The sequence below is a fragment of the Pseudoalteromonas sp. T1lg76 genome (genome assembly GCF_002964725.1).
GTDB lineage: Bacteria > Pseudomonadota > Gammaproteobacteria > Enterobacterales > Alteromonadaceae > Pseudoalteromonas.
On the sequence record NZ_PQCE01000002.1, the window covers coordinates 1 to 21,494 of the forward strand.

The 21,494-nt window shown below is 49.8% G+C and carries 15 protein-coding genes and 1 tRNA gene; 9 read left to right on the forward strand and 7 right to left on the reverse strand.

Annotation, left to right across the window (positions count from 1 at the left end; all coding sequences use genetic code 11):
• Position 1 precedes the first annotated feature (1 nt).
• The 5 genes from C2M35_RS00010 to bfr (C2M35_RS00030) all read left to right on the forward strand — a co-directional run bounded on the left by C2M35_RS00010 (position 2) and on the right by bfr (C2M35_RS00030) (position 6,116).
• A tRNA-Asn gene (locus C2M35_RS00010) sits at positions 2–78 on the forward strand.
• 530 nt (positions 79–608) lie between these two features.
• Positions 609–2,558 (forward strand): EAL domain-containing protein, encoded by a 1,950-nt coding sequence (locus tag C2M35_RS00015; RefSeq protein WP_233998013.1) that lies wholly within the window; start codon positions 609–611, stop codon positions 2,556–2,558.
• Between the two features lie 275 nt (positions 2,559–2,833).
• Complete coding sequence (locus C2M35_RS00020; protein WP_105264324.1) at positions 2,834–4,948, forward strand: TonB-dependent receptor; 2,115 nt, start codon at positions 2,834–2,836, stop codon at positions 4,946–4,948.
• 218 nt (positions 4,949–5,166) lie between these two features.
• The gene (gene bfr, locus C2M35_RS00025; protein WP_105201562.1) at positions 5,167–5,652 is read left to right on the forward strand and encodes a bacterioferritin; all 486 of its coding nucleotides are present in this window, start codon (positions 5,167–5,169) and stop codon (positions 5,650–5,652) included.
• Positions 5,652–6,116 carry a bacterioferritin gene (bfr, locus tag C2M35_RS00030; RefSeq protein WP_105201563.1) on the forward strand — a complete coding sequence of 155 codons (465 nt, stop codon included), beginning with the start codon at positions 5,652–5,654 and terminating at the stop codon, positions 6,114–6,116. The genes bfr (C2M35_RS00025) and bfr (C2M35_RS00030) overlap by 1 nt, the downstream gene beginning before the upstream one ends.
• A gap of 70 nt (positions 6,117–6,186) precedes the next feature.
• Here bfr (C2M35_RS00030) and C2M35_RS00035 read toward each other — a convergent pair whose 3' ends face one another.
• The 3 genes from C2M35_RS00035 to C2M35_RS00045 form a co-directional block, all read right to left on the reverse strand.
• Positions 6,187–7,671, reverse strand: a complete 1,485-nt coding sequence (locus C2M35_RS00035) for a phospholipase D family protein (RefSeq protein WP_158677868.1) — start codon at positions 7,669–7,671, stop codon at positions 6,187–6,189.
• 157 nt (positions 7,672–7,828) lie between these two features.
• Positions 7,829–8,023: a (2Fe-2S)-binding protein gene (locus C2M35_RS00040; protein WP_105189134.1), complete on the reverse strand. Its 195-nt coding sequence runs from the start codon at positions 8,021–8,023 to the stop codon at positions 7,829–7,831.
• A gap of 146 nt (positions 8,024–8,169) precedes the next feature.
• Positions 8,170–8,718 carry an isochorismatase family protein gene (locus C2M35_RS00045; protein WP_105264326.1) on the reverse strand — a complete coding sequence of 183 codons (549 nt, stop codon included), beginning with the start codon at positions 8,716–8,718 and terminating at the stop codon, positions 8,170–8,172.
• 203 nt (positions 8,719–8,921) lie between these two features.
• Here C2M35_RS00045 and C2M35_RS00050 point away from each other — a divergent pair, with 203 nt between their 5' ends.
• Entirely contained in the window at positions 8,922–13,475 is a 4,554-nt protein-coding gene (locus tag C2M35_RS00050; protein ID WP_158677869.1) for an EAL domain-containing protein, read from the forward strand.
• A gap of 80 nt (positions 13,476–13,555) precedes the next feature.
• Here C2M35_RS00050 and C2M35_RS00055 read toward each other — a convergent pair whose 3' ends face one another.
• A complete protein-coding gene (locus tag C2M35_RS00055) occupies positions 13,556–14,479 on the reverse strand; it encodes a cation diffusion facilitator family transporter (protein WP_105201691.1) in 924 nt (307 codons plus the stop codon).
• Between the two features lie 262 nt (positions 14,480–14,741).
• Between C2M35_RS00055 and C2M35_RS00065 the strand changes: the two genes are divergently transcribed.
• Both C2M35_RS00065 and C2M35_RS00070 read left to right on the forward strand, forming a co-directional pair.
• Positions 14,742–15,584 carry a patatin-like phospholipase family protein gene (locus C2M35_RS00065; RefSeq protein ID WP_105264329.1) on the forward strand — a complete coding sequence of 281 codons (843 nt, stop codon included), beginning with the start codon at positions 14,742–14,744 and terminating at the stop codon, positions 15,582–15,584.
• Between the two features lie 55 nt (positions 15,585–15,639).
• Positions 15,640–16,935, forward strand: coding sequence for a hypothetical protein (locus tag C2M35_RS00070; protein ID WP_158677870.1), 1,296 nt, complete (start codon positions 15,640–15,642; stop codon positions 16,933–16,935).
• Positions 16,936–17,188: 253 nt separating this feature from the next.
• On the opposite strand, the gene ahpF is transcribed toward C2M35_RS00070, so the two are convergent.
• Entirely contained in the window at positions 17,189–18,742 is a 1,554-nt protein-coding gene (gene ahpF, locus C2M35_RS00075; protein WP_105264331.1) for an alkyl hydroperoxide reductase subunit F, read from the reverse strand.
• 74 nt (positions 18,743–18,816) lie between these two features.
• Positions 18,817–19,386: an alkyl hydroperoxide reductase subunit C gene (gene ahpC / locus C2M35_RS00080; RefSeq protein ID WP_105201571.1), complete on the reverse strand. Its 570-nt coding sequence runs from the start codon at positions 19,384–19,386 to the stop codon at positions 18,817–18,819.
• A 350-nt stretch (positions 19,387–19,736) separates the two neighbouring features.
• Between ahpC and C2M35_RS00085 the strand changes: the two genes are divergently transcribed.
• Complete coding sequence (locus C2M35_RS00085) at positions 19,737–20,762, forward strand: PliI family lysozyme inhibitor of I-type lysozyme (RefSeq protein WP_105264332.1); 1,026 nt, start codon at positions 19,737–19,739, stop codon at positions 20,760–20,762.
• Positions 20,763–21,010: 248 nt separating this feature from the next.
• On the opposite strand, the gene C2M35_RS00090 is transcribed toward C2M35_RS00085, so the two are convergent.
• Positions 21,011–21,373, reverse strand: a complete 363-nt coding sequence (locus C2M35_RS00090; RefSeq protein ID WP_105214357.1) for a hypothetical protein — start codon at positions 21,371–21,373, stop codon at positions 21,011–21,013.
• Positions 21,374–21,494: the final 121 nt, after the last annotated feature.

A 21,494-nucleotide genomic window follows, 5' to 3' on the forward strand; every position in this document is an offset into this window, starting at 1 on the left:
TTCCCCCTTAGCTCAGTTGGTTAGAGCGACGGACTGTTAATCCGCAGGTCCCCCGTTCGAGTCGGGGAGGGGGAGCCAAAATAACTCCTAAAAATACCCTCATGTTCCTATTTTAAAAACACCATTATCTAGACAAGATTTTCCCCATAGACTAATCTCTATCCATAATTATTTTTATTATTCAATACACTAGTAAATATAAATAAACGCCCTGCACTACTACAATCATGTCTCTGTACATTGCCATTCTCATGCTGCTGCATAATAATATGGCCGCAAAAATACAAAGCTAACTTATTGTGGTGCCTGGTAAATAAACATGGATGTAAGTGCACAAAACGATCGCAGCACCAAGCTGTTGGCGATCGCCTTGTTGTAGCACTGGTGTAATACCAACTCTGTTAAGTATGTGTTCAGAGGTAGCGCTGGATAAATGATGTGATAACAAGACGGAATTTTTCTTATGTAGTTATTCTACCTAGAAAAATTACAACCCTGTGAGCATGATATTTAACCCGCTAGAATGATTAGCTATTTAAGTGACTGGTATAAAGACACTTGGACCACATGCTTCAACTAAATAAAAATAAGGGAAAGGATAAACTACCGTGAAACGATTCACACTACTGCAGTTTACGTTATGGCTGCTGGCTCTAGGCGCCGCTGTAATAGTCAACACAATGATCTTTCATTCCTATGGCATGCATAAGCAGGAAGCGATGCAGGCACAACTACAACGCTTTTTAGATCTCCAGCCGAGCATGAATGCCGAGCAGGTCAAAGAACAGGCTCCGCTTATGGCTGAGCAGCTTGTCGCCTTGATGCCGGTGCAAAAACTGTGGCTACGCGATAGCAATGGCGAAGTGCTCAGCAGCAAAACTCAGCGCACCGAAGAGAGCTTTATTGCGCAAATGGCCCAGTTCCAGTTTGGCACCCTGCGCAGTCAATTTGCCACAGATCAGAACGCCGAGTTACGGGTAGAGTTTGTCGCCGATATCAAGGACATGGCCCACGCCTTTGAGCAAGGCTTGATCTATTTCGCCCTGCTGATCACCTTTCTCTGCTTTATTCCCATAGCCAGCCTGAAAACCGCATATCGTGGTTATCGCCGTCGTATCGCCGATATCGTCAGTGACATTATCGACCAGTTCATTACCAGCAATAATATGCCAGAGCCGATCAACCGTGCTTTTGCCGATGATAGCTTAAAACTCAAACTTGCGAATCAAATCTCCCCCGCCCTTAATCGTTTACAGTCCCATCTAGGCCTGCAAATAGAGAATATTGCCAGCTCGGCGCTGGAAATAAAAAAAGAAGCCTATAAGGATGTGATCACCGAGCTGGGTAACCGCAATATGTTTGTGGAGTATTACGAGCGTCATATTGAACATGTCAGCGGTGATTGTTTTGGCTGTATTGCCTTGGTGCGCGGTACCGAATTGCAGCACATTAATCAGAGCAAGGGCTACCAGGAAGGGGATGAGTATATTCGCAGTATTGCCGACATTTTAACGACCGGTATTCGAAATTACGGTTCCGCCACTGTGTTCCGCCTTAATAGCTCGGACTTTGCCGTGGTGTTACCTAACACGCCTCCCAAAGAAGCGGAGCGCTTTGCAACGCAAATACAGCTCAAATTCAATCAGTATCAAAAAGTGTATAATTTGGCATCGGTCGCCTATACCGGCATAGTGTCTTTTGAACAACATAAGCCACTGGGTGAGTTGCTCGCCAATGTCGATATCGCTATGAGCATAGCGCAAAGCAATCACGCCAACGCCTGGCACATGTTACGCTTGGAAGATATCAGTGACAGCGCTATCCAAGGGACACAAAACTGGCGTAAGATGATTAATGAGCTGCTTGAAAAACAGTCTGTTAAACTGGCCATTCAACCCATTATCCCTCTTGGTAAAAGCAGCGTGGCCTACTCTGAAATTCAGGCTCGTTTTCGCGATGAGGAAGATCATATCCTACCGACCTCCTCCTTTATGGCCATGGCCGATCAACTGGGTAAGTCGGTCGAGCTTGACCAGATGATTATCGACCACGCATTGAATGCTATAAAGAATCAAAACCTCACCGCCCAATATTTTGGTATTAACGTCTCTGCTGCCAGTGCTCATGACGATAAGTTTATGATCTGGTTAGAGCGCCGCCTTATTAAAGAAGGCGATTTCGCCCAGCGCCTGGTGTTTGAAATATCGGAATTAGGTTTACAGCAGGATATCACCGCCAGTAAGCGTTTTATCAGCATGCTGCATCGTTGTGGTTCCCGCCTGACGGTAGAGAGATTCGGTGTTGGCCTGACCTCGTTTAAGTTTTTCCGCGAGATCAAACCCGACTATATCAAGATGGACGCCAGCTATACCCGCGGCCTGGAAGACGACAAGAACAACCAGTACTTTATGCGTCTTATGGTCGACCTGGCGCACCGTATTGGCGTGCGTGTCTTTGCCGAGGGCGTAGAAAGCCTGGAAGAAAAACAGATTATCGAACAACTTTGTCTCGATGGTGCCCAAGGCTACTTTATCGAAAAGCCGAAAGAGCTGTTATAACACAGTGACGAGTTCCCGGGTCAGCCCCCGGGGACTTCCTTTATCGGCTTACCTACACATATCACCCCACGCCCTAACATAATCACTGCCATCGTGCGCACTTGCAGCCGCACTTGCAGCCGCACTTACACAGCTCCCGATCAGGATGACTCCTGAGCACTAATAGTTTCTATTGAAACAACGCACCTGTTAACAACAAAAGCAACCCGAATATTGTTATTGAGATTTATTTTCATTATCATTTGCGAAATCATTTAATAATAAAGGTAATCTCCGTGCGTTTTTCACTTTCTCTTTTGACCATAGCCCTTAGCGCTCCCCTGTATGCCGAGCAAACAACTCAAGACCTAGAACATATCATAGTCACTGGCAGCCGTGTGGTGGAGAATATTGACGAAGTGCCCGCGTCGGTGACTGTGATCACCCGTGAACAGATACAGGCCCAGCTCAAGGTCAGTCCCGAGTTACAAAACCTGCTCGAAGTACTGGTGCCGGGCATGGCGCCAAGCACCAATAGTTCAAGTAATACCGGACAGACCCTGCGCGGCCGTGCGCCGTTAATCATGATTGATGGCGTGCCGCAATCAACACCACTGCGTAATGGCTCTTTGGGAATTCGCAGCCTGGACCCAAGCGTGCTGGAGCGTATTGAGGTGATCAAAGGCGCGACTTCGGTCTATGGTAATGGCGCCGCCGGTGGAGTGATTAACTACATCACCAAAAAACCAAGCAACAGCAATGACTTTTCCGCCACGGTTGATGCCTCTACCCGTTTTAGTGCCGTTAAAAGCGACGAAACGCTGGGTGCACGAGTGGAAGGCTCAATCAATGGCCGCATGGATAAGTTCTCATATCTGGCCACCCTGAGCTATGAGGAAAATGGCGTAAAGCGTGACGCCGAGGGCGACATTCTTGGTCTGCAATACGGACTGAGCGATGTAGAAACCGCAAACTACTTCACCAAATTAGGCTATGATCTCGACGCCGAAAAGTCCCTGTCGTTAACCTATAACTATTACAAATCCCAACAAAAAACCGATCTTGGCGATGTCTTTGGCAATATCAATCAAGGCGATAAGTCCTACGCCATTCACGTACCCGCAGTGCAACAAAAACAAGGTCGCCCGCAAGGACCAAGCGGCAATACCAATATAATGCTCAAATATACGGATAGCGAGGTGTTTGCTTATACCGCACTGACCGTCGACTTATACGCCCAAGACATTGAAAATGTCTTCTTCTATTCACCCAATCTAGCCAATCCAAGCGCCGGATATGATGGCGGTCAGTCAATTATCGCCTCGGAAAAAGAAGGGTTGCGGGCCACCTTTAACAGCCAGTTCGACCTGCAAGGTACCGAAGCCACCTTTATTTATGGAGTTGACTTACTTCATGACGTTACCTCACAGCCCTTGGTCGATGGCCGGGTTTGGGTGCCGGAAATGGACATGAGTAACCTTGCCGGCTTTATCCAAAGCAAATGGGTTATTGATGACCATTATGTGATTAAAGCCGGTGTGCGTCATGAAGATATCGACCTGGAGGTGGACGATTATCGCACGTTAGAGCTGTGTCGCAGCGAAACTCAGTGCTCGGTGCCCATCGATGTCAAAGGAGATACCCTGAATTACACCGCCACCACCTACAATGTCGGCGTTAAGTACAATGCCTATGAAGCCTTTAGCCCCTTTATCAGCTATTCACAAGGCGCCGATATCTCGGATATTGGCCTTTTACTGCGCACTGCCACGGTTGACGATATCGCGCTTATTCGCACCGAGGCATCAGTGATAGATAACTATGAGCTTGGTTTCACCTCGGTGCTTGATGGGCTGCGCCTAGAAGGCTCCTTGTATCGCAGTACTTCGGAGTTAGGTACCACCAACAGCTTCGACGAAACCACCGGTGTCTATATGCCGGTACGTGCACCACAAAAGATTTGGGGCTATGAGCTACTGGCGGACTACCGCTTTAGCCCGGCCTGGCGCACCACGTTGACCTACGCCTATGTGGAGGGTAAGAACACCGAGGACGATATTTACCTTGGCGCCAAACAGATCAGCCCACCAAAAACCACCGCGAACCTGCAGTGGCAACCAAGTCGCGAGACAGGTTTAAGCCTGACCTTGCTGTATGTGGGCAACCGCAAGCGTTTTGAACCCAATGCCGATGGCAACTATGTGGGCGATCAGGGCCCGGTGAACGATTACCTGGTCGTCAATCTCAGTGGTCAGCATCAGTTTACCGAGCAGCTCAATGGGTACTTTGGCGTTGAAAACCTCTTTAATCACGACTACTACCCTGCCCGCGCCCAGGCCTATACCTATGGTGGCTATAACATTAAAGGCTTAGGCACCAGCATAACCGCCGGTGTGAAGTATCAGTTCTAAGCCCGATTAGACCCCACTTTGTTGGTCAACAAACTGAGCAACAAGGTGGGCTTTCATAGCGAAATTATGGCGGCGTTTATGCATAAACCCTAACGGCAAATATAAATTGGAATGCGAATAAGTTACAATTGTAACCACCTGATTTATAATGAAAATATTTGATTTATTGGCAAGATAGACTACACTTGTTCCATCAATGCACAACGAGGCCGTGGCAAATGCAAGGTAAACAAAGAGTTATCGATAGCTTCAATAAACTGCTGGCAAATGAGCTCGCCGCAATCGATCAATATTTCATCCATTCACGCATGTATGAAGACTGGGGTTTGAATAAACTTTATGAACGTCTTGAGCATGAGCGTGAAGAAGAAACCCAACACGCCGACTGGCTGATCAAACGCATTCTGTTCTTAGAAGGCGTGCCCGATATGACCAAGCGTCGCGATCTGCTCGTAGGTACCAATGTTAAAGACATGATGGCCAATGATCTCAAGCTTGAGCTTGAAGTAGTGCAATGCGTCAAAGAAACCATCAAAATTTGCGAAGAAGAGCAGGATTATCAGTCTCGTGAAGTACTGGAAAAACTCTTGTTCGACACCGAAGAAGACCATGTTTACTGGCTTGAACAACAACTGGGTCTTATCGATAAAATTGGTCTGCAAAACTATCAACAATCGCAAATGGGCGATGCCGAGGTATCATAATGAAAGGTGATATGGACGTAATACGCGCGCTAAATAAGGTATTGGCCAATGAGCTGGTTGGCATCAATCAATACTTTTTACACGCCCGCATGTTTAAAGACTTCGGCTTTAGCAAGCTAGATAAGGCTGATTACAAGGTTTCGATTCAAAAAATGAAAAACGCCGACAGATTGATTGAGCGTATTTTATTTTTAGAAGGCCTGCCTAATTTACAAGACTTGGGCCGCCTGCGTATCGGTGAAGATGCCGAGGAGATGATTGCCGCCAATATGCACTTTGAAACAGAGTCGTTAAAAGACCTGCAAGCAGCAATTAAACTGGCGGAAGAGCGCCTTGACTATATCAGCCGTGAAGCTCTTGATGCCATACAGCATGAGCAGGAAGAGCAGATTGATTGGCTGGAAACTCAGCAGCACCTGATCAAGGTCACCGGAATAGAAAACTACCTGCAATCGCAGATGTAATTCACCTAAAAAAGCCGCTGTTACAGCGGCTTTTTTGTGTCCATATTTACTAGCCATAGCAAAAGCTTTGCTAGAGCACGCCCTCAATGGGCAATAAGGACATCAGCCACACGCTAAAGCGCTGCCAACGGCTGGTATCCGGCTCATGATGGTAAATCTTATCGCTGTCTACTCCCTGCCATTGCAACTCACCTTCTTCATCCAAGCTTAATCGCCAGGCAAATTTCGGCATATCGTTTTCCACCCAACGACGCAGTAAGCGATTAAACCGAGGCGATGTGATCACCAACCCCTGCTCGGTATTAAGATTGAAAGAACGGGGATCCAAATTCAAAGAGCCAATAAAAACCTGCTCGTGGTCAAAGGCCATGGTTTTGGCGTGTAAGCTGGCGGCGGAAGAGCCGGTAAAGCTTTTTATCTTAATTTTCTTCGGGGTTACCTCGAAGTTACGTTTCAGCTCCCAGAGGTTGACGCCCATGGCCAATAACTCCTTGCGATAACCGGCATACCCGGCATGCACCACGGGCACATCGGTGGCGGACAGGGAGTTGGTTAGAATGGTGATCTTCACCCCCTGCTCGGCCCAGCGCCGCAATAGGGCCATGCCCGGCTCTCGCGGTACAAAATACGGGGAGATAATAATCGCTTGCTGTTTGGGTACGCCCAAGGCACGGATCATTTTAGGAGCCATATGGGTGCTGGTATTGCTACTGTCGGTTAGCAGTTTGTTGGGATCATCGACATATAAATAGCCCAGTGCCCAATCGAGGTTCAACTTACCGCGGCGCAACGACTGCACCAGATCCGACTCTTTTACCCGCTGTACATAGGGGCTGCTGTCGCTGTACTCACGGCTGACAAAATAAGCCAGCTTGCCCTTGAGGGTATCCAAGTGGCTGTCGTCGACCTCGGTAAATAGCTTGTCGATATCCTCAGCTAAGGGGTGGTTCCAATACAAATCAAACGCCTGGGTAGCCTTTTCGACCACCGGGCCAATGCTGAGCACATCCAAATCAACAAACTGGGAATTATCTTCTCCCGAGAAGTAAGCATTGCCGATATTGCGACCACCGGTAATAAACACCTGGCTGTCGACGATAAAGCTCTTGTTGTGCATACGTCGCGACACCCGTGAATAATCGGTAATAAAACTAAGAAAACGCAGCTTACGGTGATTAAGGGGATTAAACAGACGAACTTCTATATTGTCGTGGCGTGCCAAGGCGGCCAAGTCGCGTTCCGATTCGGCCTGTGACATATCGTCGAGCAGGATACGCACCCTGACGCCGCGCTCCGCCGCCTTTAACAGGTAGGCACTGAGCACCTTGCCGGTTTCCTGGCGGTGATACAAATAATATTGAACATCGATGGAGGTTTGTGCGACTTCGGCTAAGGCGATACGGGCTGCGAAGGCATCCAGGCCATCGATCAAGGGATAAAAGCCAGATAAGTCGGCATTGGGTTGTTGTTCAAAAAACGTATTTAGCAAGTCAGCATCCTCACTGGGTAATGCATAACTGGCTGGACGTTCGGGCATAGATTCGAAGTCTGACACCGAGCTACAGCCAATCAAATACCATGTGCATAGCGAGATCAGCAGGATTCGGAGATAAGTTTTTGCGTGCATGAGCCCTGGCCGTTCGCCATCATCATGCTACTCAATATAACAAAAACAGGGAGATATAACAGAAATTAGCTAAATTTGCTGGTGATTAGGCCACTTCGTCGGTGACATCGACGATATCGATAAGCTTTTGATTAAGGATCTTTTTGGCACAGTTACAACATTTGCCGCACTGAGAGCCGACCTTAAGCTCGGAGCTAAGATCACGCATAGAACGAGCACCTTGATCGATTGCTTGTTCAATTTTCTTATCGGACACACCATGACAAAGACAGATATACACGAATAAAAACCACTCTCAGTTAGATTATGCCGCCAATTTTAATCTAAACGAAAATAGTTATCAATAAAAATATTGATTGATTGTCATCCAGCTGTTTTGCTTAACATTTGATCAAAAATGTCATTCCACCAGAGAGGGCTGACGTTTTATTTTATCAAGGCCAATATGTCGCGAAACTGCGGGTGGCGACAGCTATTCATCCAGGCAAAGATGACGGTTTCCGAAGAACAAATTTGCGCCCCGTTGTGGCGCAGTTGCGCCAAGGCCAGCGCCTTATTTTCCGGGTCGCGCGAACACACAGCATCGGCCAACACTGTTACCTGATAGCCTCTGGCGAGCAGTTCATTGGCGCTATGGTACACGCATACATGACTTTCCATGCCGCATAAATACAGGTGGGATTCTCCCAAGGGCTCGAGGGCGGCAATAAAGGCTTCACTTTGCACCGCACTAAAGGTGTCCTTGGCCACCACCTTGGCGCTGGGAGTAACCAGACAAGGATCAGTAGCCCCCAAACCCTGTGGGTTTTGCTCGGTAATTATATGCGCCAATTCAAGTTTAGTGGCCACCTGGCTCAGCAAGTCGACACGGGCGCACACCTGCTGATAGTCGGCCATCGCTGGGGCTAAGCGAAGCTGCATGTCGATAACAATAAGTGCGGGTGCAGAATCTGGGTTGGGCGAGAGCTGGGGCATGTGGTCTTCCTTGAGCTAATAAGTTGCTTCAATGTTAACCATAGATTCGGGTTTTTTAGAAGCGAAATTATAAAGATATGGTGACCACGGACACTTCTATGCTAGATTTACAAATTATTATGTTAATTCCCTGTTGATGGCCTAGTTCAGTTTTGGGGATGCCGCCTACTAGGTGGGTTTCAGCGCCTTATTGGAGTCAAGAATTGCGTCGCTATATCAGTTTGTTGCTCAACGCATTACTTAGCTTTTTAGTCTTCCTTTGCAGCGCCAATGTCGTTTTCGCCACCCCGGTCAACTATGGCTATCAGTTACAACGTCTTTCAACCGAAGAAGGGTTAAGCCAAGGCACGGTCAATGCCATAGCTCAAGACGAGTTTGGCTACCTTTGGTTTGCCACCGACCGCGGCCTGAACCGCTACGACGGCTATCAACTGAACCTCTTTAAAAGTGGCGATCCCGCTCTGGCCAGCGATGCTATTTTAACAATTGCGCCCTTGAAAAACGGCAACTTCCTCGTCTCCGCTCAGCTCAATGGACTGTTTTTAGTCAACCCGGCCACCCTAAACTCACAACAATTGATCAATAATCCGCTGTCCGAAGTCGATGCAAAATACGCCACTGTGTGGGCTATCAGCCAGGATAATAGTAACCAGGATATTGTCTGGTTGGGTATTAACCATCAGGTCTACAAATACAGTCTGAATCGGCGGACCCTGGAGCTGGTGTTTACTCTGGACAACCGCACCCATATGATACGCGCCCTGCTGCCTCATGATAACGCCTTGTATATTGGCACCTCTGACGGCCTGTTTCGTTATCACAATGGTACCAGCTCGGCATTGACTCATTTACCCAAAGAGCAAGTAAGCAACGATCAGCGAAATATCAAATTCTTGCAGTGGGATAACGAATTTGGCCTCTTAGTCGGCACGGTAGAAGGCCTGTACCGGCACAATCTCGACACTGAGAAGCCAGTTATAGAAACCCTGATCGAGCATCATAATATTTGGTCGATGCAGCGCTACGGCGCAGTGGATTTCGTCGCCACCGGAGACGGTCTGCTGCAATTTGATCGGCAAACTCGGCAGACGCTCAATTTAATTCGTTTTAGCGACTCTCGCTATGCGGTCAACGACAACACCATAATGACTATGTTTCGCGATAAAAGCGGCATGCTCTGGCTCGGCTCGCAAGCCCAGGGAGTGTTTTCCTGGTCGCCTTTGGCCATGCGCTTTAAGCAAAAGGCTCTGCCCACCGGCCAATACCAGCACGGTCATGCCGCCTGGGCCATTTACGAGCAAGACAATGGCACCTTGTGGGTTGGCAGCGGTAATGGCCTAAATAAAATCCCTAAGGATGGGCCAAGCAGTACCTTTTTAAGTGTCGATGATAAAAAAATGGCCCAGGGCCAACAAACAGTCTATCAATTACTGTCGGCCACTCATATTGACAACAGCCTGTGGGTCGAGGCCATCCAGGGCATAGCCCTGCTTGATATGAATACCGACCGCCTGAGTTATCCCCTGGTAAATGCCGCTCATCCGTTAGAGTTTGATGCCAATAACGTTCACTGGGGACTGTATCAACTTGCCAACGGCACCGCCTATTTTATTGCCGAGTCGGGATTCTATCGTTTCGACCCGAGCAGCAATACCATAGAGGCACTGCCGTCAATCGAACAAACGCTGCAGCCCGAGCACGCCTCGCATTTTCTGGCGCCACTGCCTACCCATAAAGATGATCCGCTGCTGAGTTATGGCGGTGGTTTATATCGTTATGACGTCGACAACGACAGCCTGCAGCCCATTTACCAGCCACAACACCCAAGCGCCCAGTCAAACAATTTAGTCGATTCCTGGACCTTGGATCAGAATAACAGTTTGTGGCTCAGCGTAGACGGTGAGGGCGTGGTCGCCCTAGACTTGGAAACCCTGGAAGAGCGTGACCGCATAGGTCCGGCGCAAGGCCTGCAAAGTCTGAGCGTGTTTACCCCGGTGCTGGATAACTTCGGTTTCCTGTGGTTTGGCTCTAATAATGGCTTATATCGCTATAACATCAACAGCGGTCACCTGCGCCACTTTAGCGTCAAAGACGGCCTCTCAGCGGCAGAATTCAACGGCTACTCCGCAGCCAAGCTGGCCAGCGGCGAGCTCGCCTTTGGCACGGTTAAAGGCCTGCTTATTGTCGACCCCGCCGACTTTATTAACAGCAATAATCATTATATTGCCCCGGCGCCGCAAATTACCGACATTAACCTGCTCTCGCGGCCTCTGGGCTATACGCCGAGCAAATATGCCAACAGCCCGTTAAAGTTACAACATGACGATCTTGGCCTGACCATTTCTTTTTCCAGCTTCGATTATATTCATCGCGATCAGGTGCGCTATAAAATCAGTCTCAGCGGCGCCAGCGAATTTAAGTACCCCAACTACGCCAGTAACAATTTACAGTTCGCCACCCTGAATCCCGGCGCGCATCAGCTCAGTATTAGCGCCTTCGACCCTGTGTCGGGTAAATGGTCCCGCACCCTGCATATGGGCATTGAAGTGGCTTATGCCCCCTGGCGCTCACCGCTGGCGCTCACCCTCTATATCGTTATCAGCGTTCTGCTCCTTGGCAGTTGGATGCTCTGGCTAAGACGCCAGCAACGCCGCCTGCACCATGCCCATGGCAAGTTGCTGGCTTCACAGCAACAAACGGACTTGGCACTGCAAAGCTCCAACAGCGGCATCTGGCACTACCGGGTTAAGCAACGACGCTTTATGCAGCGTCGCTTAGCAGCGGAGTTAGGTTATAGAAGTACTTATAATCAGTGCTCTTTTGAGCAATATATGGACTTGATCCATCCTCAGGATGTCGACCGTTATCGCCTGAACTGGAAGCGCTTTTTAAACCAGGGCGAGCAGGCCACCTGGGATTTCACCTACCGCTTATGCCATAAACAAGGCACCTGGCACTGGTATCACGAGGTGGGACGCATTACCGAATACGATGCCAATGGCCAACCCAAGGAAGTATCGGGGATCTACACCAATATCACAGATGCCAAAGCGTCGGCGCAACAAGCCACTGTGCTCGGTGAAGCCATAGGACAGATCAGCGATTGGTTGTTAATTTTAGACGAGCACCTGCAACCGTTTTCTGCCAATGACAGTTTTTTACGGGCATTTTCCGACCCCGACAGCCCGGGACTCAGCATACAGCCTTTTGTTCGTGCCCTTGGCAAACAAAAGTTCCAACGCTATATGGAGCTGATCGGCCAATTGGCAGCAGGCGATAACTGGCGTATCGAAGAGAAAATCCGCACCAAGCACGATATTCGTCACCCGGTACAGATAAGCGTGACCGCCGTGTGTCGCGACAAGCAAGAAGAGAGCGACGAGATCAGCTACTATGTGGTGGTGATCACCGACTTGACCGAGCAAAAGCGCGCCGAAGACGAGTTGCGCTACCTGGCCAATTATGATCCCCTTACCGGCTTGCCGAATCGCACCATGATGCGCGGCAAAATCGCCCAGGCCATAGACTACGCCAAAGAAAACTCATCCCTGTTGGCCCTGCTGTTTATCGACCTGGATAAATTTAAGCCGGTGAACGATTCCTTCGGTCATGCGGTGGGCGATCAGGTACTTTGTTGCATCTGTGAGCGCATCAGTGAGCAACTGGATGATAACTCGCTACTGGCGCGCCAAAGCGGCGACGAATTCCTACTCCTGATTGAGCAGGTGCAATCGCCGCAGGTGCTCAGTGAGCTATCCGAGCTCCTGGCGAAAACCTTGGAAAAGCCGATTAAAATCGGCAATATCACCATCAATATTTCCGTCAGTATAGGTATCGCCCTGTCGCCTTTTGATGCCGATAACGCCGAAGACCTGATCCGTAACGCCGATATGGCGATGATCTACGCCAAAAATGCCGGCCGCAACGGCTATAAGTTCTTCACCGAGCAGATGAACAATCGCATCACCCATAAACTGATGTTGGAAAATGCCCTGCAGGATGCCTATCGCGACGAACTGCTGACAAACCATTATCAGCCCATAGTGCATATTCATCAAAAGCGTATTGTTGGCGTGGAGTTGTTGCTGCGGTGGCAAAGTGAAGGCCAGTTTATATCGCCCACCGAGTTTATTCCTGTGGCCGAGGAAATCGGCCTGATCGATGCCATTACCGAGCAGGCCCTGCACCGCGCCCTGCGCGAGCTGAAACAATGGTTTAGCACCTATGACGATTTCTATCTGTCGGTGAACCTCTCACCCATACATATTTTGAAATCCAACCTCACCGAGCGATTGGTGGATATTCTCGCCATGCATGATGTCAGCCCGGGGCAATTGCGCCTGGAGATCACCGAAAGCACGCTATTGGACGATAAGGCCAAGGCCGCGGCTCAGCTTAATAAATTACGCGCCGCCGGCTTAAAACTCTTCTTAGATGACTTCGGCACCGGCTACTCATCGCTGACCTATCTCAATCAGTTCCCTATTGATGTGATCAAGATAGACCAAAGCTTTGTGCGCCAAATTGGTATTAACCCCACTAACGAGGCCATTATTCGCACCATACATAATCTCGCCGGCAGCCTGGGTCTGTATTGTATTGCCGAAGGGGTGGAAACGCGGGAGCAGATCTTCTTCTTAAATAAGCTGGGCTGTCATCACTTACAGGGCTTCTTCTTCGCCAAGCCGTGCGATGCGACCACCTTGGCAGCCAAGTATTACCTGGAAAAAACCCTGAAAAAGATGAACAGCCTTTAGGTCGGGATTTGCCGCCATGGCTGTAGTCGGGATTCTATACCGACAAAGGGCATTGATCTCCCATTGTCGGCGCCAGGCGTCTAACTCGCCCCGCTGACCCCACAGGGCTGATGATTACCGTCAATGGCACTGGCTTCAATCTGCAACACGCTATGGGCTATGCTGAACTTGCTCTGCAGCATCTGCTCCGCAGCGGCGCGACATTTGGCATCATGGGCGGCCAAGGTACAGTGATGTTTCAACACAATGTGCGCACCCACAGCAGGGGCATTATCCACCATGGACACGGTAACATTGTGAACGCTGGCGACATGGTCAAGCTGAGCCAGCGCCTTTTCCACCCGAGCCGCTTTGGGCAAGGCAGGGGCAGCGCCACGCAAACGCTGCAAACATTGGTAAATCAGGCGCAAGCCAGTCACCAGCACAAATACCGCTATCAACATGCTAAAGAGCACATCCACCTGCTGCCAGCCAGTCAATACAATAATCACGCTCGCCACCAAGGTAGTGACCGTGGAGAGCAAATCGAAAAAGGTATGTAAAAACACCGCATACACGTTAATGCTTTCTTTGCGGCCTTTATAGAGCACCCAGGCCGCAGTGCCATGAAACACAAAACCCAGCATGGACACCAGCGCCATAATTTGCGGATTCACATCTCCGCGCTCATGGCCGTGGTGCAAATCAACAAAGCGATCCGTACCCAAGGTTAAAATGGTCAAACTGATGGCCAGATATAAACTGCCGTTGATAAGCCCGCCAACCAGCTCTGCCTTGTTAAAGCCATCGTTAAAGTTGCGCGCCAGATGAATGGCGATGGACGAAGCCAGAATAGCGATAAACAAGGTGCTGTTGTGCACGAACAGGTGTCCGGCATCGGCGAACACCGCCAGGGAATTAGCAAAATACGCCGCCACCAGCTGAATAACCATAAAACTACACGTGATGCTCAAAGCGATAAGCAAGCGTTTACGTGAAGCCTGATGGGTGGTGATGTCGGTCATGGGCGCAAGGTCACTAAAGAGGAGAAATGATATATAGTAGCAATTGTAATTGTTTTGCGACAACATTACACCCGTTTTCCACACTTCACCGCTGCGTATGCTGTAAAATCAGCCATGGTGACATGAGAGGCGCGCAACAGCTCCCCGGCCCTAACAAAGTAAAGCGCCGGCGCTGGTCCCATTTTCTGGCTCCCCTGACCGTTAGGTGGTAGGCTGAATTTAAAGATAAACTCCCCAATAAACAAAGTGTTGGTTTTTAAACATGGCAACTTCTTCTCTTAAGCATGCCCTGGTCGTAGAAGGCGGCGCAATGCGCGGCATCTTTGCCACCGGCGTACTCGATGCTTGGCTGGCGGCCAATTATCAACCCTTTGATATGTACTTTGGTGTGTCGGCGGGCGCCACTAACATCGCCGCTTTTTTGTGCGCCCAGCAGGGGCGTAACTACAAGGTGATCACCGACTACTCCTGTCGCCCCGAATTTATCAGCTATGGGCGCTTTATCCGCGGTGGCCACCTGTTTGATTTGGACTGGTTGTGGCATAAAACCATCAGTGAAATTCGCTTAGACCTGGCGACCTTTGCCAGCCAAAGTGCCCCTTTTTATGTGGTTGCCACCAATGTGCACAACGCCCAAGCCGAGTATATTCAAGGCACGGCTGAAAACCTGGAGCAGGTGCTAAAGGCCTCCTGCGCCTTGCCATTGGCGTACAGAGATTACCCCGAATATCAGGGCCAATTCTATACCGATGGCGGCATAGGCGACTCCATCCCCGTGCGCCAGGCCTACGCCATGGGCGCGCGTAAGCTCACAGTGATCCTCTCTCAGCCTCTGGGCTATCGTAAAAAACCGGCGAAATTCAACTGGCTCACCCAACGCCTGTTAAAAAACACGCCAGCACTGGCCAAAAGCATGACTAACCGCTGGGCTGACTACAATGCCAGCCTGGATTTTATTATGCAGCCGCCGGGCGACTGTGAGATAGATATTATCGCTCCACCGACTGAGTTTGACATCTCCCGCACCACCCGGGATATAGCTAAACTCGATGCCGGTTATGCCATGGGGCAAAAAGCCGCACAGGCGTTTATCAGTGCGCCTTAAGCGCCTTCTCTTCCTATTTTCCAGCCTTAATGGCCAATACGACAGGATGTCAGATATGAATAACGCAGTAACTAAACCCACCACCGCATCGACTTATTCTCGAGGGACGTCTCCCTGGCAGGGGCCAGAGCAACACACCCTCAGCCTGGCAGAAGCTGTGGCCGACGAATTTGACTTCCCACGGCCCTCCTCTGCCTATCGCACCCTGGACAAGGTGTTCTTTATACTTGCCCTGCTTGCGGTCCCCGTACTGCTTATTGGCATGGGAGTTAGCGTCGGCCTGGCTCTTAGTCATGGCCTGTTTTGGCAAAACATCATAGCCGACAGCCATGCCTGGCAATTTGCCGGTTATTGGTTTACGGTCGCTATCGTTGCAGGAGCGCCTTGGCTGCTTTCTCACCTCTACCTGCGTTGGCGGTATCGAGAATATCTGGATGCCGGCGGGGATATGCTCTCTCCCGAGGAGCACGTTAATATGCATAGGCTCGACTACAGCACGTTGATCAATTTGCAGCCGCTGCATATCCTATCTTTGCTAGACATGAAGCCGTCACAACGGCTGGATAAAGCCCATTTTATTGCCAAGTACCGTTATTACTGGAGCGATACATCCCTGACTTTATATAGCTGGCAACGCTCCTTACTTGGCAAGTTGCTGTGGGGGCTAAATGCCCTGAACTTCTTGATGATATTTTTAGGCTGGCCTTTTATGCTCATCCAGGTGTTGTCAGAGCCCGTCAATACTCCCGCCTATATCGCGCTCTTTCTATTTTCCACCGCCCTGCCCTTTATCTATAAAAAGACCAAAATGCGGGTCACGCGCTTTTATCCCTATTTGGTTTTTCATCGCCTTAGCGGCATGGTCGAGCACTACCATAATGAGGTACTGCAGTGGCGCTGCCACTTTTCCGAGCTGAACGCCTACGCGAATTTTAGCCCGGGCAATCAAACCCAGCCGCCAAGCACCACCTTGGAAATTTACCCGCGTTACCCACAAAAAACGCCTAGACGACGCGTGCCCTTGAGCACCTGGTGCGCCATTAACGTCAGCGCCGCCACCGAGCTATGGGGCGTTTTACAAGCCTTTATGAATATCAATTGCCCCCTGCCCTTGGTGTTGCCGCTTATGGATAAACGCGACAAGGACGGCGCCAGTCGCGCTCACGCACAGGCGTTTGCAGAGCTCGCAACTAATGCAACGGGTCCAGACTCCTTTGAGATGACTCCCACGGATGACGCCGCCTATCGGGCCTGGGTCAAAAAACGCCTGACTCAGGAAAAAGGCGCTTTTTATTGGCATGTTGGCGAGTTAGAAGCGCAACATGAAGAGCAGGAAATAGCCGTTCACTAAGCTCGCTCAACTAAAACAAAAAAAGCCGCTCAATTGAGCGGCTAGGACACTGCACCACTGGAGATTTCAGGGTGTAAGTGCAGTAGCTGGTATACCAATTCACTTAAATAGCTAATCATTCTAGCGGGCTAAATATCGTGCTAACTGTGTTGAAATTTTGGCTATGTAGGATAACTACATAAGAAAAATTCCGCCTTGTTATCACATCATTTATCCAGCGCTATCTCTGATCACATACTTAACAGAATTGGTATTACTCCTGGCCATGACGGATCAGGTAGTCAAAGGCGCCCAGGCTGGCGGTGGCGCCTGAGCCCATGGCAATAATAATTTGCTTAAAGGCGGAGTTGGTAGCATCGCCCGCCGCATACACGCCCTCTACATTGGTGGCGCCGCGATTATCCACTTCGATTTCACCGAATTGTGACAAGGCCACGCCGCTTTCTTTCAACCATTCGGTGTTGGGTACCAAACCGATTTGTACAAATACCCCGGCAATACTGAGCTGATGCTGCTCGCCCGTGTTGCGGTTGGTATAAGCAAGCGCCGTTACCTTATTGCCATCGCCCAGCACCTGTGTGGTTTGCGCACTTTTGATGATGGTGATATTAGCCATGCTCTGCGCCTTGCGCACCAAGACCTCATCGGCACGCAGGGTATCGGCAAATTCAAGTACGGTAACCTTCTCTACGATATTGGCCAGATCAATGGCCGCCTCAATGCCCGAGTTACCACCGCCAATTACCGCCACGGGCTTGCCTTTAAACAAGGGCCCGTCACAGTGCGGGCAGTAGGCCACACCGCGGCCGCGATATTCACGCTCGCCGGGCACGTTCATTTCACGCCAGCGGGCACCGGTTGCCAGGATCACCGCCTTGGCCGATAAGGTGGCGCCGTTTTCAAGCTCAATGTGGTTGCCATTGTCACTGTAAAGTCGCGATGCACGCTGGATATCAATCACATCCACATCATAGTCTTTAACATGCTCCTCAAGCTGGGCCACCAGCTTCGGGCCTTCGGTGGCCCTGACCGAGATAAAGTTCTCAATCGCCAGGGTATCGGCAACCTGGCCGCCAAAGCGCTCCGCCACCACGCCGGTGCGCAACCCTTTACGAGCCGCATAAATGGCCGCGGATGCGCCAGCCGGACCGCCACCAACAACCAGTACGTCATAGGGATCTTTTTCATTTAACAGCTCGGCCTGACGGGCACTGGCGCCTGCGTCCACCTTGGTGAGGATATCGTTTAGGCTGATGGCGCCCTGGCTGAAGACTTCTCCGTTTAGGTATACCGTGGGCACCGCCATAATATTGCGGGCCTCTACTTCGTCCTGGAATAAGGCGCCATCGACCATGGTAGTGGTGATCTGTGTGTTCAGTGCCGCCATGGTATTAAGGGCCTGCACCACGCCCGGACAGGTCTGACAGCTTAAGGAGATATAAATCTCAAAATTCAGTTCCTTATCCAGAGCTTTAATTTGCTCAACCTGAGCCGCATCGGCCTTGGTGGCAATCCCGCCACTGTGCAGTATGGCCAGTACCAAAGAGGTAAATTCATGGCCCATGGGCACCCCGGCAAAGGCAATGGCGGAGCCCTGCTCACCCTTAACCGTCATCGATGGGCGGCGGGCCTGGTCATCATTATTTGTACTGATGCGAATGCGCTCGCTTAGCGATGCAAGATCATTGGCCAGCGCCTGTAATTCGTTACTTTTGTTCGTGTCGTCGAGGGCAAGAACCAGCTCTATGTCACCCGTCAACGTACTAAAATGGCTTGATAATTGATTTTTAATTGCAGTGTCTAACATGGTTTGCCTCAACAATTTAGAAGAAAAAGGCGGTGTCTCCACCGCCACAGTCTGACTTATTTAACCCGGCCGAATTAGATTTTGCCGATTAAGTCCAGTGAAGGCGCAAGCGTCTCTTCACCTGGCTGCCATGATGCCGGGCATACTTCACCATCGTGAGTGGCGATGTACTGAGCGGCTTGAACCTTACGCAGTAGCTCTGACGCGCTGCGGCCAATGCCCAGGTCATGCGTTTCAACGACCTTGATTTCACCCTCAGGGTTAATCACGAAGGTACCGCGCAGTGCCAGACCTTCTTCTTCAATCATTACCCCGAAGTTGCGGGTAATTTGACCTGTTGGGTCACCAATCATAGGGAATTGGATTTTCTTAATGGTGTCTGATGCGTCGTGCCATGCCTTGTGCGTGAAGTGGGTGTCGGTTGATACCGAGTACACCTCTACGCCCATTTCCTGCAGCTTGGCATAGTGGTCAGCCAAATCGCCCAGCTCGGTAGGACATACAAAGGTAAAGTCCGCCGGGTAGAAGAACACGATTGACCATTTGCCCAGTAAATCCTGCTCGCTCACCTGAGTGAAATCGCCGTTGTGGAAGGCAGTGGCTGTGAATGGTTTGATTTTAGTGTTGATTAAAGAGTTGCTCATTTTATCCTCTCATTTATCTCAATGATTTAAGTGAATTAGTGCGGGAAGTACCTTGCCCCGCTGGCTTGATTACTAAGATAACGATGAGGGGTTGACAAATAAAATTGATTGTTTAGATTACTTCAATCGTATTTTATGATTGATTTAGTGCCGCACCGGAAATACTCACTTTTTGCGGTAATCACAGTCGCGCCATAAACAGTGCCAAGAGGAGTAACAAGAATTGCATCGTAAGTAATCGAACTCAATTGAGCCCTAGGTAAACTCGTCTAAGCTCACTGGGTACAGTCGATGTTTTATGTTAGATTGGCGAGATACCTAGTTTAGAAACAAGCCGCAAGATTTAACTTATGATGAAAAAGACCCTTATTGTCGCCTTAAGCATTGCCCTGGCAGCCTGTCAGGACGAACCGCTAGCAACCAAACAAGATAAGACCGATCCACAGGCACAGGAAAACGCGACTTCGACCGCGCCAACAACTACACAAACAGCAACTTTCAGCCCTGCAGGTAATTATGTCAGCGCCGAATACCACAAACGCGACCAAGGTTATGACTGGATGGCGGTACAGGTGAGCCAAAGCGGCCCCGAGCAAATAGATGTATCAATACGCTCTCGTATCGATAGAAAGCGCCCGACCTGTACCTACACGGGCACGGCACAGCGATTAAGCGACACCCGCTATAAGGCCGAAACCCAGGGCACCGCCATACTCTTTGACTTCACCGCGCAAGGCATTGAGATAGGCACAGAACAGCCAGAAGCCGAAGGCATGCTTAATTTCTTCTGCTCCGGCGGCGCCTCAATTAAGGGCGGCTACAGCAAACTGAGTGAGCCTTTGGACAACAGCCAGCTGGACCAAAGCATATTCAATAAAACTCTGGTGTTACAAGGCATTGGCTTTAATGTCACCTCCTTTAAGGGCGAAGGTGAAAACCGGCTAACCATAGCGCCCTTTGGCTTATCCATCAGTAATGAGGCGGTCAGCCATGGGATTAATGGTCGTGTTGTGGGGGCCGAGATTGAAGACTTAAACTCCGATGGCTCTCCCGAGCTCTTGGTTTATACCCAATCCGATGGCAGCGGCAGTTATGGTGAGGTGATCGGCTATTCGGTGAATAACAAAAAGTCCATAAGCCAGATTTATTTTCAACCCGTTTCCGAGCAGCCTAAGATCAGCGTCGGCTACATGGGCCATGATGAGTTCGCCATCGTAGAAACCTCTCTGGTGCAGCGTTTCCCTGTTTATGGCGAAAACGACACCAATGCCGGACAAACGAAGAAAATGCGTCAGGTGCAGTACAAGCTGGTCGATGGCGAAGCTACGCGCCGCTTTGTTATCGATAAGGTGGTGGAGCTGGATTTACCTCAGTAAATGGCTTTACTTAGAGAGCCTTTGGCTGCGGGCGGGGCGTTTGCCGATAGATCTTGTCGCGTTGGGCGACGAGCGACCCAAGCAAGGCTTCGCAGCGCAAATCTAAACGGGAGGAGCCTGATAGTCTGCGTTTTTTAGTGAATGGGTATAGCTAAAAACTGATATCAACGCCGTTGGAAGGGCATACAAGCCAACGGCTTGGCTGTACCGCGCAGACCCGAAGGGCTGGAGAAAACTTGACAACCTTGCTAGGCATTTCTTTCCAAATCATCCGTATACTTTTTAAGCCCTTCAGCGTACCACTTTAGAACGAGTATTTCCCTTTTTGAAGGCTTTTTCATCCATGAGAAAGGCTTTCTATGGTTAGGGAACATGAACTTAAGAGGCATAACCAACAAGGTAATAACACCAAAGCCAGAGACAAGTGCACCCAATCCAAAAAACAGAATTAGCACCCACAACTTTGGTGATAAAGCTGTGTATGGGCCAACCAATATTTCTGGGCCAAATAACTTAACTGCAACAGCTTCACCACCGTATATACCAGCTACACCTGCGGATAATGTAATCCCAATGGTAACCACAAATAATAGAACTCTTTGAATCAACATTTCAGATGCCTAATAGGTTATTAGTAATTCCTTACAAGGTAGCTTACCTTGCAAGCTTGATACCTTCCACGGTACACGATTCACTTTAACTGGACTATATTAAGGTGCATGGTGGCGCGCT